The following is a 16,135-nucleotide window of genomic DNA, read 5'->3' as shown; positions in this document are numbered from 1 at the left end:
TCGTTTTTAGTGCTTCGCTGAGTGCGCGCTTTTTTGTAGGAGCGGCCTTGTGTCGCGATGGGCTGCGACAGCAGCCCCGACAATTTGTACTGGGGCGCAGATCCTGGGGCTGCGACGCAGCCCATCGCGACACAAGGCCGCTCCTACAGGGGGCTGCGCACGAATCAAGATAGAGGGTAAAGCGCCTCATCGAACTGGGTCAGGCGGGGGAACACCAATGGCTGGTCGTCCGCAAGCTGCTCCAGGCGCTGCCGGTATTGCTGCAAAAAATCTTGCCGCGCCTCGGCGCTGATGTAAGGCACGTGCCAGGCCACAAACGGCGGCAGCACCTCGAAACCCACATAGGCGAGCGTACCCCGCAGTATCGGCCGCAGCATGTCTTCCAGCGGGCCATGAATCGCCCCCTCGCCAAACATGTGCTCACGCCCGCCCAAGGTCACGGTCACCAGCGCCTTCTTGCCCGCCAACCCGCCCTGGTCGTAGAAACGCTTGCCGCCATAGCACACCCCCGACACCAGCACCCGGTCGATCCAGCCCTTGAGCATGGCCGGGGCCGAGAACCAGAAGATCGGGAAGTTCAACACCAGCAGATCGGCCCACAACAGCTTGTCCAGCTCCTGCTGGATGTCCGCGGCAATGGCACCACGCTTGACCCCCTGGCGCTGCTCCAGGGCATACACCAGGTACTCGGGGTTCTCACGCTGGGTAAAATCATCGGCGCTGGCCACCGGGTTCCAGCCCATGGCGTACAGGTCGCTGACCTGCACCTGGTGGCCCTGGGCGCGGAAGGTTTCCACGGCCTGGTCCCGCAGGGCAGCGGTGAACGATTGCGGCTCGGGGTGAGCGTGGACGATCAGTACATTCACAAACATTCTCCTTACACAAAACAGGTTGTCTTGCAGCGGTGGCTCAGCACTGTACGGCTTTCACCTCGACGAACTCCGCCAGGCCCTCTTCGCCCCACTCGCGGCCGTTGCCCGACTGCTTGTAGCCACCGAACGGTGCCTGGTAGTTGAACCCGCCACCGTTGATGAAGCACTGCCCGGCCCGTATCTGCCGCGCCAGCGCAAGGCCATGCTCGCGGCTGCCCGCCCACACTGCGCTGGACAGGCCGAACGGCGAGTCATTGGCCAGCGCCAGCGCCTGGGCCTCGTCGGCGTAGGGGATCAGGCACAGCACCGGGCCGAAGATTTCTTCCTGGGCAATGCGCATGCGGTTGTCGACGTCGGCGAACAACGTGGGCGCCACGTAGAACCCGCGCTCCAAGCCGCCGTGATCGCCACCGCACACCAAGCGCGCGCCCTCCTCCTGGCCCTGGCGAATGTAGTCGAGCACCGTGCGCCGCTGGCCTGCCGAACACATCGGCCCGAGGAAACTGGCCGGGTCACGCGGGTCGCCCATGACCAGCGCGCGGGTTTCGGCCTCGGCGATTTCCAGCGCCTCGGCGTAGCGGCTGGCCGGCAACAGCATGCGGGTCAGTGCCGTGCAGGTCTGCCCCGAGTTGATCATCACGTCCTGCACGCCGTGGCGCACCGCAGCGTGCAGGTCGGCATCGGCGGTAATCAGCAACGGTGATTTGCCACCCAGCTCCAGGCACACCCGCTTCACCGTCGGCGCGGCCGCTTGTGCCACCCGCACCCCGGCACCGGTTGAGCCGGTGAACGACACCATGTCCACCTGCGGGTGCCGGGCGAGGGCTTCACCGACTTTGGCACCTGGGCCGCTGACCAGGTTGAACACCCCTGCCGGCAGGCCGATGGCGTCGATCATCTCGGCCAGCATAAAAGCGTGCAGCGGCGTTTCCTGGCTGGGTTTGACCACCACCGTGCACCCGGCAGCCAGGGCCGGCGCCAGCTTGCCGATCATCTGGTGCAGCGGGTAGTTCCACGGGTTGATGAATGCGCACACGCCAACGGCCTCGCGGTACACCAGCGAATTGCCGATTTCGCGCACCTCATCCATCAGCCCGGCCAGTTCGGCGTACTGCGCAAGGCCCACAATCGGGCCTTCGACCTGCACCGCCTGGCACCACTGCACCGGCATGCCCAGCTCGTCGGTAATGACCTCAGCCATTTGCGCCGCACGGTTTTTCAGCTGTGCGGCCAATGCCCGGATGTACCCGGCGCGCACGCTGGACGGCGTGCGCGACCAGCCATCGAAGGCCCGCCGCGCCGCCATCACCGCCCGCTCGACATCGGCCTCGGCGCCCAAGGGTACCCGGCCAGTGGCCTGTTCGGTGGCCGGGTCGATCACTTCAGCCATGCCCTGTCCGCTCGGCACCTGCCAGGCGCCATCGATGTACAGCCGCGCATACTCACGCATGGCCGTACTCCCGTTTCAGCTCGTCGGCACAGCGGGCAATGCGCTGGCAGGCATCGACCAGCGCCGCATCGCCCAGCACCAGGCCCAGGCGGATATGCCCGGCAGCGCTGGGGCCGAACGCTTCGCCGGCGAGCACCGACACGCCCTGGCGGTCCAGCAGGCGGTCGGCAAAGGCCTGGGCACTTACGCCGGTCTCACGGATATCAACCATCACGAACATGCCACCATCGGGCTTCAGTGCCTTCAGGCCCGGGCAGCCGGCCAGCTGTTCGCACACCAGGTCACGGCGCTGGCGGTAGGCCTCGCGCATGGCGGCCAGCTCGGGCAACGGCTGCTCCAGCGCCACCACGGCGGCGTCCTGAATGAAATCGGGCGAGCCATACAACATGCACAGGGCGAGGTTTTCCAGGTGGGCGGCCAGCTCGGCCGAACCCACTACCCAGCCCACCCGCCAGCCGGTCATGGCATGGGACTTCGACAAGCTGTTGAGGGTGGCGGTGCGCTCGGCCATGCCCGGCAGGCTGGCAGGGCTGACATGCTCGCCCTCGTACAGCAATTCGCTGTACACCTCGTCAGAGATCAGCCACAGGTCGTGGGCGATGCACAGTTCGGCCAGTGCTTCCCAGGTAGTACGAGGCAGGCTTGCCCCCGACGGGTTGTGCGGGCTGTTCAAGGCCAGCGCGCGGGTGCGCGGGGTGATGCGCTCGGCCACGTCTTGCGGGCATACCCGAAAGCCGTTTTCCGGCTTGACCGGCACCGGCACCACCTTGGCACCACAGGCACCGAACACCGCCTCATAGGTCACATACATCGGTTCGGCGACAAGCACCTCGTCGCCTGGGTCCAGTACGCACTGGGCCACGCAGTACAGCGCGCACTGGGCCCCTGCCAGCACCGTCACCTGGTCGGCGTCGACGGCCTGGCCGCTACGCTGCTGGTGGCGCCTTGCGATGGCCTGGCGCAGGGCCAGCTTGCCGCGTACATCGGCGTAATGGGTGTGACCCGCCCGCAGGCTGTCGATGGCCGCCTCGACAATCGGCGCGGGGGTGTCGAAGTCCGGGTCCCCCACCGACAGCAGCAGGATGTCCTTGCCCTCGGCCTGCAGCGCCAGGGCGCGGTAGTGGATGTCCCAGGCCGCAGCACCGTCGCCGGCAATGCGTTGGGTAAGCTTGGCGTAGCGCATGGCAATCTCCCTTCTTTGACGGTTTCAGTCGACGAGGATCTTCGGGTTGGAACTGCCCCACACGGTGTACAGGTCGGCCAGCAGCGCGCCGTTGATTTCTTCCATCTCGGCCTGGGTGATTTCGCCCCCGGCCTGCTTGCCGAACAGCACCACTTCGTTGCCACCCTTCACGTCCGGGAAGTCGGTGACATCGACCATCAGCGTGTTCATCGACACCTTGCCCACCACCGGTATGCGGTGGCCGTTGATCAGCACATGGCCCTTGTTGGTGAACACCCGGCGATAGCCATCGGAATAGCCGACGGTGATGTTGGCCAGGCGCGAATCACGGGCCAGGGTGAAGGTGCGGTCGTAGCCGACGGTGTTGCCGGCCGGGTAACTGTGCACCGCCGCCACGTGCGACTTGAACTGCATGGCGCGTTGGTACTCGGTGCGCGCCGGTACGGTGTCACCGAACAGCGCGCCACCGGTGCGTACCATGTCCAGGCGCGCCTCCGGCACCTCCAGCGTAGCGAACGAGTTGGCGGCGTGCAGGGTGAGCTTGCTGCGGTCGAGCTTCGCGTGCTTGATCAACCAGTCGGTCTGCTCGTTGAAGGCCGCCAGGCCCTTGCGCACATCGTCCTTGTCTTCCACGGCGAAGTGGGTCATCAGCGCGACCAGTTTGAGGTGCTTCTGGTCGGTGATCTGCAGCGCTTCGCCACGGCCGGACCAGGTGGCCATCTCCACCCCGTTGCGGCTCATGCCGCTGGAGTTGAGCGCCATGTGAATGCGCAAGGTCTTGCCATGGCGCGCGGCGACGGCATCGACCTGGCGGGCAAATTCGGCGCTGCCCACCAGCTCTTCCATGTCGTACTGCAAGGCATCTTCCAGCTCGCTGAGGCTGGCCAGGCGTACCCGCACCAGTTGCCCGGTGAAGCCACTGGCGCGGACCACGCGGGCCTCCTCGTTGCTGGCCACCGCCACGCAGGGCACGCCCTGGGCGATGATCGATGGCATTACCAAGCCGATACCGTGGCCATAGGCATCGGCCTTGAGCACGGCGCACAGCTTGGACTTGCCGGCCAGCTCAGCCTGCAGGGTGCGGATGTTGTGCTGCAGGGCGCTGGCGCTGACTTCGACCCAGGCGTTGCTGTTTTGCACGGTCAGGGCGTTTGTACCGTTGTCCATCGACAGCGGGGGGGCGGCATACAGTGGGGCTTGGCCGGTGATCAGCAGGGCCAGGGATGCGGCCAGAAGTGTACGGCGAAATGGCATGTAGGTTTCTCTTGTTCTTTTGGTTTGTGCGCGCCTTAACAGACGCAGGTGTGTTTGAGTTCGATGAAGGTCACGCCGGGTGTGGCGAAACCGCTGGCCAGGTCGGCCTGCAGCGCGTCCAGGTCACGCGGCTGGCGCACCGCGCAACCAAAGGCACGGGCCAGGCCGATGAAGTCCGGGTTACGCGGCAGCACGCCGACGGGCTCGATGTTCAGGCCGAGCATGTCATCGCGGATCTGCCCGAGGGCGTCGTTGTTCCACAGCAGCACCACCAACGGCCGGTCCAGTTCCTCTACAGCCGTGGCCAGCTCCTGGGCGGTATAAAGGAAACCGCCGTCGCCTACCAGCACCAGGCCTGGACGATGGTCGGTGGCAAGCATGCCGCCGACACCGGCCGGCAGGCCGTAGCCGAGTGTGCCGTAGCCGGTAGGATGCAGCCAGCTACGCGGCGCCCGGCTGGCGAAGGCGTAGTTGCCGGTGTAGGCCAGTTGGGTCATGTCGCTGCTGATGAACGCATTGTCGGGCAGCACGGCGGCAATGCGGTCCAGAATCGCCTGATGGGTGGCCTGCAACGGTGTATGCCCATTACGAATGGCCTGGCGCAGGTTGCTCACCGCTTCGCTGGCCTGGGCCGGGTCTCGGTCAAGTGCTGGCAGGTGCTCGAGCAAGCCGGCCAGGGTTTGCCGGGCATCACCCTGCAAGGCAATGGCACAGGGGTAGAAGTCGTTGAACTTGCGCGGGTCGATGTCCACGCGCAGCAGCTCGCCAGTGATCGGCAGGCGCTCGCGCCAGAAGTCGGTGTCGGCCATTTCGGTGCCCACGGCCAGCACCACATCGGCCTGGCTGATCAACTGCCAGCCAGGCTCCACGCACAGGCTGGAACCCGCATTCAATGGCGCTTGCGGTGCCAGCAGGCCCTTGCCTGCCACGCTGGTGAACACCGGTGCCGCCAGCCGGGTGCTCAACTGCGCCAGTTGCTCGGCCGCGTGCAGCGCACCGCCACCCGCGATGATCATCGGCCGCTTGGCCGCTGCCAGCTTCAGGGCAGCCTGGTCGAGGGTTTCGCGGCACGGCTGGCCACGTTCGGGGCGGCGCGCCACCTCATCGCTCCAGTCACGGCTGACGGGTGCGGCCAGCACGTCCAGCGGCACCGAAATGTGCACCGGGCGCGGCCGTTCACTGTCGAACACGGCCCAGGCACGGGCGATCAGCTCGGGCAGGTCATCGCCGCGCAACGCAACGGCCGAAAACGCGGTGATCGGCGCAGTCATGGCGCGCTGGTCCTGGGTTTCATGCAGGCAGCCCCAGCCTTTGCCCAGGCTGGCGGTATGGTTGACGCTGGAAATCACCAGCATCGGGATGGAGTCAGCATAGGCCTGGCCGATGGCGGTGGCGGCGTTTGTCACCCCCGGGCCGGTGATGACAAAGCACACCCCCGGCTTGCCGCTCACCCGCGCATAGCCGTCAGCCATGAAGCCTGCGCCCTGCTCGTGGCGGGTCAGCACATGGCGGATACCACTCCCCGGCAGGCCGCGGTACAGCTCCAGGGTGTGCACCCCGGGGATGCCGAACACAGTCTGCACGCCGTAGTTGGCCAACAGGCGCACCAGCGCCTGGCCGGCAGTCAGGGTAAGGTCATTCATGTCGTTCTCCTTGCGCCTGGCCGAGGCGGATCAGCGCGTCGACCGCGGTGGTGCCATGGGCACCGACCATCAATGGGTTCACATCCAGCTCCAACAGCTGCCCGGCGTTTTCGCAGGCGTAATCGGCCACCGCACGGATAGCTGCGACCAGGGCGTCGAGGTCGGCGGCCGGGCTGCCACGGAAGCCTTGCAGCAGGCTGGCACTGCGCAGGTTCAGCAGTGCGGCGCGGATGGCGCTGTCGGTGGTGGGCAACAACAGGCTGACACTGTCCTTGAGCAGTTCGACCAGCACGCCGCCGGCACCGATCACCAAGGCCAGGGCAAAGTCGTGTTCACGTTTGATGCCCACTATCAGCTCGGCCAGCGGGGGCTCGGCCATGGGTTCGAGCAGTACCTGGTCAAATTCGACGTGCGGGGCGTAGGCAGCGATGCGCTGGCGCATCTGCACCAGTGCGGCCTCCAGGGCGGCAGCATCACGCAGGTTCAACGCCACCGCACCGGCCTCGGTCTTGTGCGGCAGCTGTTCGCTGACCGCCTTCAGTACCAGCGGGTAACCCACGCAGGCGGCGTCTGCCACGGCGCGCTCGGGCGTACTCAGCACGCCCGCTGGCACCGGCAAACCGAAGGCGCGCAGGGCGTGCTTGGCTTGCCATTCGTCCAGCAACCGGCTTTCGCCCGTGAGGGCTTGGGGGCACAGCGGTACCCGTGCGGCCTCGCCTTGCTCCAGCAACCGCCGGCGGTTGCGCTGGTAGGCGACAATGCGGCCCCAGGCCGCCAGGCCGTCTTCCACGCCCTGCAGCGCAGCAATGCCCCGGGCATGCAGGCGCTCACGCGCACTGGCGGGCAGCAGCTCCGGGAAGGCGGAGGTGACAAAACCGATCTTGCCGTGACGCTCCAGCGCGTCGCAGTACAGCGCCAGCAGCAGGTCGCACTCCTTGCGTTCGCCAGTGAAGGCCGCCGGGTAGTCCAGCACCAGCATGGCGGCATCAGCTGCCCCGCTCAGGGTGCTGTCAAGCATGCGTTGCAGGGCCGCTTCATCGCCCCAGATGGCAGTAGTGAAATCCAGCGGGTTGACCAGGTTGGCATAGGCCGGCAGCACTTCGGCCAACTGCGCCACCTGCCCTTGTCCCAGTTTCGGCAGACTCAACTGGTTGCGTTCGGCATAGTCGGCGATCAGGCCAGCATCGCCGCCTGAGCAGGCCAGCGCGATCAGTTCCCCATTTGCCGGCAAGCGCCCGCAAGCGGCGGCCTTGAGCGTTTCGACAAAGCTCACCGGGCCGCTGACGCGGATCACGCCCAGGCGCTGGAACAGGCTGTCGTACAAGGCATCGGAGCCGGACAACGAGCTGGTGTGGCTCAGCGCCAGTTCAGCGCCGATCTGCGAAACGCCCGTCTTCAGGGCAATGACCGGTGTACCCTGCTGCAATGCCTTGTAGGCTGCGCGTGCAAAGCCCGGCACGTTCTTCAAGCCTTCCAGGTGCAGCCCGATGGCCGTTACCCGTGGGTCGTCGAGCAGCACGTCCATCAGCTCGGCCACGCCCAATTGCGCCTGGTTGCCGACCGAGGCCATATAGGCCACCGGCAGCGAGCGGTCGCTCATGGACAGGTTGTAGGCGAAGTTGCCGCTCTGGGTCAGGATCGCCACGCCCTTCTCCACCCGCTTGCCGCCATGGGCCACCGGCCACAGGGCGGCACCGTGCAGGTAATCGAGCAGGCCATAGCAGTTGGGGCCGAGCAGGGCCATGTTGCCGGCCGCAGCGAGCAGGCGCTGCTGCAACTGGCGGCCCTCTTCGCCGCTTTCGGCAAAGCCGGAGGCATAGCAGATGGCACCACCGGCGCCACACGCGGCCAGCTCGGCAACGCACTGCAAGGTCAGCTCACGGTTGGTGGCGATGAACACCGCGTCCGGGGCGTAAGGCAAGTCGGCCACGCGGGCAACGCAAGGGATACCTTCCAGGCTTTCATGCTGCGGGTTGACCAGCCACAGCTCGCCGCCAAAGCCACCTTCGGCGCAGCGCTTGAGCGCCCGCGCCATGCTGCGCCCGCCAACAAAGGCCAGGTGCCGGGGCGCCAGCAGGCGCTTGAGGTTGTCACGAATCGATTGCGACATGGGTGTTCTCCTGGCGCTCAGCGCAGCAGCGGGCGCAGCAGTTCGCGGGCGATGATGTGCCGCTGGATTTCCGAGGTGCCCTCCCAGATACGCTCGATACGCGCGTTGCGCCAGATGCGCTCGACCGGCCCTTCGTCCATCAGGCCCATGCCGCCGAAGATCTGCACGGCTTCGTCGGCCACCTTGCCCAGCACTTCGCTGGCAAACAGCTTGGCCATGCCGGCTTCACCGTCGGTCATGCTGCCCTGGTCCATCTTCCAGGCCGTGTGCAGCGTGAGCATTTCGGCGGCGCGAATCTGTGTGGCCATGTCGGCCAGCTTGAACGACACGCCCTGGTAGCTGCCGATGGCCTGGCCGAACTGCTTGCGGTCGGCGGCCCACTGCAGCGACAGGTCGAGGGCGCGCTGGGCCTGGCCCACGCAGTTGGCGGCGACCATCACCCGGCCGGCGGTAAGCCAGGCGTTGGCCACTTCCCAGCCCTTGCCGACTTCGCCCAGCACCTTGCTGGCCGGCACCCGGCAGTCGTCGAAGAACAGCTCGTAGGTGTGGTAGCCACGGTTGCTCACGCACTTGGGGCCACGGCGGATGGTCATGCCCGGTGTGCCGCGGTCCACCAGCAGCGCCGTGACCGCATTGCGCTTGCGCCCGTTGTGCTCGTAAGTGTCGGTGACCGCGAAGACAATCGCGAAATCGGCGTGGCCGGCGTGGCTGATGAAGTGCTTGCTGCCGTTGATGACAAAGTCATCGCCCTGGCGCACGGCGCGAGTCTTGATGGCGTTGGCATCGGAACCGGCACCCGGTTCGGTGAGGGCGAAGCAGTCGGTTTTCTCGCCCTGCACACAAGGCAGCAGGTAGTCGTTGATCTGCTCGTCCTTGCAGGCCATGAGGATTTTCGACGGGCGTGCGACAAACACGTGCAGCGCCCAGGACACCTTGGACAGCTCACGTTCGATCAGCGCCTGGGACAGGTAGTCCAGGCCACCGCCGCCGACTTCCTCAGGCATGTTGAAGGCATAGAACCCGGCGGCGATGGCCTTGCCACGGATGTGCGCAGCCAGCTCTGGCGACACGGCATCGGCGCGGTCCACCGCTTCCTCATGGGGCAGCAACTCTTTGGCAACAAAGCTGCGTACCGCTTCCACCAACATTTCTTGTTCTTGGGTCAGTTGGAAATTCATCTGCGAAGGTCCTGGTCAGGGTCGGTATCGGGTTACTGGCCGGTGAAACGGGGGGCGCGGCGTTCAACCGAGGCTTGCAGCGCCTCGGCGCCATCCTGGCTGCGGCCGCACAGCAGGCCGGCGTGGCGCTCGGCCTCCAGCTGCTCGGCCAAGGTGCGGCGGGCGCCGTCGCGGATCAGCTGCTTGGTCTGCGCATAGGCGAACGTCGGGCCATTGGCCAGGCGCCCGGCCAGCTCGGCCGCCACGGCGGGCAGTTGCTCGTCGGCGCAGACTTCGCTGACCAGCCCGGCCGCCAAGGCACGCTCGGCGCCCCACAGTTCATCGAGGAACAACAAGCGCTTGGCCTGCTCGCTGCCGATCAGCCGTGGCAAGTGCCAGCTGGCGCCGGCATCGGGGCTGTAGCCCATGCTGGTGTAACCAGCCTTGAAGCGCGCAGAAGCGGCGGCGATACGCAGGTCGCAGCACAGGCTGAGGTCCATGCCCCCGCCCACGGCGGTGCCGTTGATGGCGGCGAGGGTGGGCTTGTCGAGGCTGTGCAGGCGCAACATCAGGGCGTGGGCGGTTTCGGTCCAGCCGTAGCTTTCCAGGGTGCCCGCGGCTTCGGCGGCAGCCCATTCGGCCAGGTCGGCGCCTGCGCAGAAGCTGCGGCCGCTGCCGGTAATCACCACCACGCGTACGGCCAGGTCGCTGTTGTGGCTTTCGAGCAAGGCGTGCAGTTGCTTGAGGGTGGGAATGTCCAGCGCGTTGCGTTGCTCGGGGCGGTTGAGGGTGATCCAGGCAACGCCGGCTTCGACTTTGCTCAACAGTGACGACGACGGGGTGGTCATGGGGGGCCTCGGTGTTGTTGTGATGGTTTTGGGAGGGCTTGATGAGGGAGATACTAAACGAGTGTTCAACAAGGCGGGATGGGCTGTTACAACTTCGCACAACTCGGTTTTTGCTGTTACGCGGGTTTCTTTTGGCATTGCATTTTCGTTGCCTGTGAGATCGAGCGCCGCCCGCGCGGCGCTCGATCTCACAGACAATAAAAATGCTTCACGAACACTTACAACCAACGACCCACGGCATCAAACGCCAGGCGCGCTCGGCTCAAAGGCACCCTGCCGACGGCGATTGACGAAGAAGTACGCCGCGTAGCACAGGGCAATAAAGCCAAAGCCCCAGTACAGCGACGGTCGCTGGGTTTCATCCAGTGCCAGGAACACAAACAGCGAGCTGCACAGGGTGATGCACAGCAGCGGCACCAGTGGGTACAGCGGCGCCCTGTACTTCAGGTCCTGCAGTTGCCCACCTTCACGCAGGTAGGCCTTGCGGAAGCGGTACTGCGCCAGGGCGATGACGATCCAGGTCATGGTGCCGGACATGCCGCTCACCGCCATCAGCACCATGAACAGGGTGTCGGCGGCAATGAAGCTGGTCATAAGCGACACCAAGGCAAAGCACAGGGTGATGCTCAGCGCCCGCAGCGGTACGCCGCGCTTGCTCAGCGGCGCCAGGCTTTTCGGCGCCATGCCGCTCTTGGACATCGCCCACAGAATGCGCGTAGACGCATACAGCCCAGAGTTGCCCACCGACAGGATGGCGGTGAGGATGACGAAGTTCATCACGTCGGCAGCAAAGGGAATGCCGACCATGTCGAACACCTGCACGAAGGGGCTTTCCATCAGGCCGGCCTGCTCGAACGGCACAATGGCCGACAGCACGGCAATCGCCAGCACGTAGAAAATCAGCACACGGAACACCACATTGCGCACCGCCCGCGGGATGCTCTTTTCCGGGTGCTCGGTTTCACCGGCCGCCACGCCCATGATTTCACAGCCCTGGAACGCATAGACCACGGTCATCATCACCGCGAACACCGCCGACAGGCCATGGGGGAACAGCGACTCGCCCACCAGGTTGTCCAGCATCGGCGCCGGTGCCCCGCTGCTCAGCGGGATGGCGCCAAAAATCACCAGCAGGCCAATGATGATAAAACCAAGGATGGTCGCCACCTTGATCCCCGAGAACCAGTACTCGGCCTCGCCAAAAGCGCGAGTGGCCAGGGCGTTGAGGCCGAACAGCACGACCACGAACAGTGCCGACCAGTACCAGATCGGCACCTCGGGGAACCAGCGGGTCATCAGCATGCCGGCAGCGGTGAACTCCAGGCCCACGGTAGTGGCCCAGCTCATCCAGTACACCCAGCCGATCATGAAGCCGGTGGCCGGGCCGATGAACTTCGTGGCGTGGGCCTGGAACGAGCCGGACACCGGCATCTGCACCGACAGTTCTCCCAGGCAGACCATCACCAGGTACATCAGCAAGCCGGCCACCAGGTACGCCAGGATCGCGCCCACCGGCCCGCCCTGGTTGATGGTCACGCCCGAACCCATGAACAGGCCGGTGCCGATCACCCCGCCCAGCGACAGCATGAAGATGTGCCGGCTTTTCAGGGCGCGGGTGAGCTGGATTTTTTCGTGGTTGTCAGTCATGGCGCACCTCGCCATTGCGGCAGGTGCGGGGGGCGGTACGAAAGAGGGGCTGAGCGCTACGGCATGTCATTATTCTTGTCTCCAATAAGCCTCATGGACCGCGTGCAACACGGTTGCCATGGATTATTGGAAACGGATGTAAGGTGCCGTTGTACGAACGGATCGAAGATGTAAAAAGTCGTAAGATTTTTGTACGTCAGCTCTGGATCAACTGTTCCAGGGTCGCACGGGCCTGGCCGAGCTGGTTTGCCAGTGGCTCGGCAAGTGCGTTCAGCGCCTGCCCGTCATGCTGGCGCGCTGCGTCTTCCAGGCGTCGCAACAGCGCAGCAAGGCCAGAAAAACCCAGGGAATCGCAACTGCCGGCCAGGCGATGGGCCAGGTGCAGCACTTCGGTAAAGTCCTGGGCCGGCAGCGCCTCGGCCAACCCCGTGGCGTGCTGCTCCAGTGACTGGCGCAACACCTTCAGCAGGCCTTGCAGCTTCTGCTCGCCCAGCAGCGAGCGGTGGGTGGCCAGCAGCGACCAGTCCATGTTCGCGTCAATACCGGCCTCTTCAGTCGGCTTCGCGTCAGCCAGCGCCTGGCGCAGGTTGGCCAGCCGCAGAGGCTTGGCCAGCACACCTTGCATGCCGGCTTCCAGGTAACCCGACACTTGCCCCGGTTGCACGCCAGCAGTCAGCGCCACTATCCGGCTGTGGTGGTTTGGCCCGGGGGTGGCGCGAAGCTGCCGGCAAAGCTCCACCCCGCTCATGCCGGGCAGGTGAACGTCGAGCAGGATCAGGTCGAAGCGCCGCTGAGCGCACAGCTGCAGGGCCTGCCCGGCATCCTCGGCAAAGCTCACCCGGTGGCCATCGCGCACCAGCAGGCTGCCCGCCACCTCACGGTTCAGCGCGACGTCCTCCACCACCAGGATATCCAGGCTGGCGCTGACCGAGTGGGCCGGGGTATTGGCCGCAACGGGCTGCCCAAGGGCGATGTCGAGTACGAACCAGAAGCAGCTGCCCTGCCCTTGCACACTGTCCAGGCCAATGCAGCCCCCCAGCTTTTCCACCAGGTGCTTGCAGATCGCCAGGCCCAGACCGGTGCCGCCGTAGCGGCGGGCCACGGCTTCGCTGGCCTGGACGAAGCGGTCGAAGATTTTTGCCTGTACAGCCGGCTCGATGCCGATGCCATTGTCACTGACAGACAGCCGCAGGCGCTGCGTGGTCGCATCGCTGGCCAGCACCTGTACCTTGAGCCGCACCTGGCCGTGCTCGGTGAATTTGATGGCATTGGCCAACAGGTTGCTGAGCACCTGACGCAGGTACTGCTCGGCGCCGTGCTGGTAACCGGCCAACTGCTCATCAACCTCCAGATGCAGTGTGTCGCCGTTGTCCGCAGCCATGGGTTCGAGCAGCGCCAGCACTTCCTGGCACAATTGGCGCAGCGAAAAGCCGACCAGCTCGGCGCGGCTCTCCCCTTCTTCGAGCCGGGCGAAGTACAGCACTTCGTTGAGAATTGCCAACAGCCCCTCGCCGGCCTTGTACAAGGCTTCCAGGCGCTGACGGTCGGCCGCATCCAGCCGGCCCCCGCGTAGCAGCTCGGCCATGCCCAGGATACCGTTGAGCGGGGTGCGCAGCTCGTGGCTCATGGTCGCCAGAAAGCGCGACTTGGCCAGGTTTGCGGCCTCTGCGTCATCCTTGGCCCGGGCCAGGCTGGCGGTACGTCGTTCGACCATGGCCTGCAGTTCGTCGCGCTTGTCTTGCAACGCCAGGCGGTCGCGCTCGCGGCGTTCAATGTCGCTGAGAATGGCGCGGCGCATATCGTCCAGGGCATTGGCCACCGTGTCGATTTCGTCAGGGCGCGATGAACGGCGGCGCCCCAGGCGCAACGGTTCCTGCCACTGGCCGGCGCCAATACGCCGGGCGAACTCGGCCATCACTTGCAGATGGCGGGTGACCAGGCGATAGAACAGCCCCGACAGCGCCACTGCAAGGCCGCACAGGAACACCCCCATCCACAGCAGGCTGGCAAGGCCGGTGGCATACAACCGATGGTGCACCGCCCCCAGGTCGATACTCACTTCCAGCTCACCCAGGTGCCTGGCGGGGCCCGAGGGGGGCTGAAAATCCAGGGGGAAGCGCTCGATGCGCAGCGGCCCCTTGGGTTCGGCCTCCCCTCGCAGCAGTTGAAAATCGTCGCTAACCAAACGCACCCGGGCCACGTCGGAAAAATCCACCAGGCCGCGCAATTGGGTATCGAGCTGCGCCTCGTCGAGGTCCCACAGGCTGCGCTCCAGGCTGGCGAGGTAGCCGGCGCGGATCAACGCCATGCGTGCCTCGATGTCGCGCATCTCGCGGCGGTATTCGAAATACAGCTGCACGCTACTGGCCAGAACGGTAAAGCACAGGCTGAACAACAGGATGAACCGAAGCAGGCGGCGCAGCAGGCCATCGGTGTGCAGGCGAATCATCGGGCATCCGCCGGCAGGTTGATCATGTCGCGGTAGGTGACCTCGCTCTGCTCCAGCCAGCGCGTGATCTCGCCAGCCTGGTTCATGCGCCGCAACTGCGCGTCGATTTCATCCATGTGCTGGCTCAGGGGTGATTGCCGCGACACGGCAACGCGCAGGTAGTCCACGCTCAGCGCGCTGGGCAATACGCGGATGTCCTGCGCGCCTGGCAGGTGCTCGATGAACAGTTGACCGGTGCGCCGCTCCTGGATCACGTAGTCGATGCGCCCGCGGATCAGCTTGCCGAAGTTCTGCTGGCTGGAAGACACCCGCTCGATGTTCTGATGCCGGGCGACGAAACGGTCGAATTCGGCGCCGTAGCTTTCGCCGTACAACAGGCCGCCGCGGTAACCGGCCAGGTCCTCTAGCTGCTGAAACTGCACTGGCCGTTTGCGGTTGTAGAACACAGCCACTTCCTCGCGCACTACCGGCTCCGTGGAAAAATGCATGCGCTGGTCCCGTTGGTCGCTGTTGTAGGCCAGCACCACGTCTACCCGCCCGGCGGCAGCGTCCATCAGGCAGCGCTTCCAGTTGCCCAGCACCACGGTCTGCACGTCGTAGCCCATGCGTGCGAACAGTTCGCGCACCACGGTTGGCGCCAGGCCACGCACCTGGTGGCCGTCGCTCCAGGACATCGGCGGGTACACCGGGTAATCGCAATAGCGCACCGTCTGTGCCGCACCGGCCGGCACACTGAGCAACGCCAGCGCCATCCCCCAGGCACGGCGGGCGCGGTGGGTCATGCGGCCACGCTGGCAGTGAACAGGTAGCCGGTGCCGTGAATGGTGATGATCAGTTGCGGCTCGGCCGGGTCATCGTGCAGCTTGCGCCGCAGGCGACCGACCAGCACGTCGATGGAGCGGTCGTTGGGCACCCACTCGCGGTTGCGAATCTGGTCCATCAGCTGGTCGCGGCTCAGGGTATGGCCGCTGTTGCGCAGGAACACGCTAAGCAACTGGAACTCACCGTGGGTCAGCAGGGTTTGCCCGCCGCGTGGGTCGATCAGGCGACGGCGGTCGGTGTCCAGCGCCCAGTCGGCAAACTGCTTCAGCGACTGCGCGCAGGCCGGTGGCGGGTGCACTTCGCGGGCATGGCGCACGCGGCGGATCAGGTTTTTGGCGCGTGATACCAGCTCGCGGGGGTTGAGCGGTTTGATCACGTAGTCGTCGGCGCCGCATTCCAGGCCGACAATGCGGTCGATGTCGTCGTTGCGGCGGGTGATGAGGATGATGCCCACCTCCGAGCGCACCCGCAGCTCGCGGGTCAGGGTGAGGCCGTCCTTGCCAGGCAAGCGGATGTCCAGCAGCACCAGGTCGACATCCTGGCTGCCAAGCAGGGCTTCGGCCTTTTCTGCCGTGTCGGCACAGTGCACGTCGTAGCCTTCCTGGGACAGATAGGCCTGCAGCAAGTCACGAATAAGCGGATCGTCATCGACGATCAATACCCGAGGCGTCATTGCGTGTTGTCTCTTTTTATTGGTGTT

The 16,135-nt window shown here is 65.5% G+C and carries 12 protein-coding genes; all 12 read right to left on the bottom strand.

The window, feature by feature from the left end; genetic code table 11:
• Positions 1-164: 164 nt before the first annotated feature.
• Entirely contained in the window at positions 165-866 is a 702-nt protein-coding gene (locus E8E78_RS20140; protein ID WP_049274087.1) for an NAD(P)H-dependent oxidoreductase, read from the bottom strand.
• Between the two features lie 43 nt (positions 867-909).
• On the bottom strand, positions 910-2,322 hold the full coding sequence (locus E8E78_RS20135) for an aldehyde dehydrogenase family protein (protein ID WP_049274085.1): 1,413 nt from the start codon (positions 2,320-2,322) through the stop codon (positions 910-912).
• Positions 2,315-3,505 carry a pyridoxal phosphate-dependent aminotransferase gene (locus tag E8E78_RS20130; protein WP_049274083.1) on the bottom strand — a complete coding sequence of 397 codons (1,191 nt, stop codon included), beginning with the start codon at positions 3,503-3,505 and terminating at the stop codon, positions 2,315-2,317. Before E8E78_RS20130 ends, E8E78_RS20135 begins: the two co-directional genes overlap by 8 nt.
• 24 nt (positions 3,506-3,529) lie before the next feature.
• The gene (alr, locus tag E8E78_RS20125; RefSeq protein ID WP_059396285.1) at positions 3,530-4,759 is read right to left on the bottom strand and encodes an alanine racemase; all 1,230 of its coding nucleotides are present in this window, start codon (positions 4,757-4,759) and stop codon (positions 3,530-3,532) included.
• 35 nt (positions 4,760-4,794) lie between these two features.
• On the bottom strand, positions 4,795-6,402 hold the full coding sequence (locus tag E8E78_RS20120) for a 5-guanidino-2-oxopentanoate decarboxylase (RefSeq protein WP_059396286.1): 1,608 nt from the start codon (positions 6,400-6,402) through the stop codon (positions 4,795-4,797).
• Positions 6,395-8,512, bottom strand: a complete 2,118-nt coding sequence (locus tag E8E78_RS20115; RefSeq protein WP_059396287.1) for an acetate--CoA ligase family protein — start codon at positions 8,510-8,512, stop codon at positions 6,395-6,397. Before E8E78_RS20115 ends, E8E78_RS20120 begins: the two co-directional genes overlap by 8 nt.
• A 17-nt stretch (positions 8,513-8,529) precedes the next feature.
• Positions 8,530-9,690, bottom strand: a complete 1,161-nt coding sequence (locus E8E78_RS20110) for an acyl-CoA dehydrogenase family protein (RefSeq protein WP_028613171.1) — start codon at positions 9,688-9,690, stop codon at positions 8,530-8,532.
• 32 nt (positions 9,691-9,722) lie between these two features.
• Positions 9,723-10,517: an enoyl-CoA hydratase-related protein gene (locus tag E8E78_RS20105; protein WP_016499183.1), complete on the bottom strand. Its 795-nt coding sequence runs from the start codon at positions 10,515-10,517 to the stop codon at positions 9,723-9,725.
• A gap of 240 nt (positions 10,518-10,757) precedes the next feature.
• Positions 10,758-12,164 (bottom strand): amino acid permease, encoded by a 1,407-nt coding sequence (locus E8E78_RS20100; protein WP_280313428.1) that lies wholly within the window; start codon positions 12,162-12,164, stop codon positions 10,758-10,760.
• A gap of 196 nt (positions 12,165-12,360) precedes the next feature.
• On the bottom strand, positions 12,361-14,613 hold the full coding sequence (locus E8E78_RS20095; RefSeq protein WP_197863798.1) for an ATP-binding protein: 2,253 nt from the start codon (positions 14,611-14,613) through the stop codon (positions 12,361-12,363).
• Positions 14,610-15,395: a transporter substrate-binding domain-containing protein gene (locus E8E78_RS20090; protein WP_049273046.1), complete on the bottom strand. Its 786-nt coding sequence runs from the start codon at positions 15,393-15,395 to the stop codon at positions 14,610-14,612. Before E8E78_RS20090 ends, E8E78_RS20095 begins: the two co-directional genes overlap by 4 nt.
• Positions 15,392-16,108, bottom strand: coding sequence for a response regulator (locus E8E78_RS20085; protein ID WP_280313432.1), 717 nt, complete (start codon positions 16,106-16,108; stop codon positions 15,392-15,394). The genes E8E78_RS20090 and E8E78_RS20085 overlap by 4 nt, the downstream gene beginning before the upstream one ends.
• Positions 16,109-16,135 lie beyond the last annotated feature (27 nt).

This window comes from Pseudomonas sp. BN505 (assembly GCF_029873175.1).
In the GTDB taxonomy this organism is placed as follows: Bacteria; Pseudomonadota; Gammaproteobacteria; order Pseudomonadales; family Pseudomonadaceae; genus Aquipseudomonas; species Aquipseudomonas putida.
The sequence above is the reverse complement of the archived record's forward strand: the minus strand, read 5'-3'. Positions and strand labels throughout refer to the sequence as shown.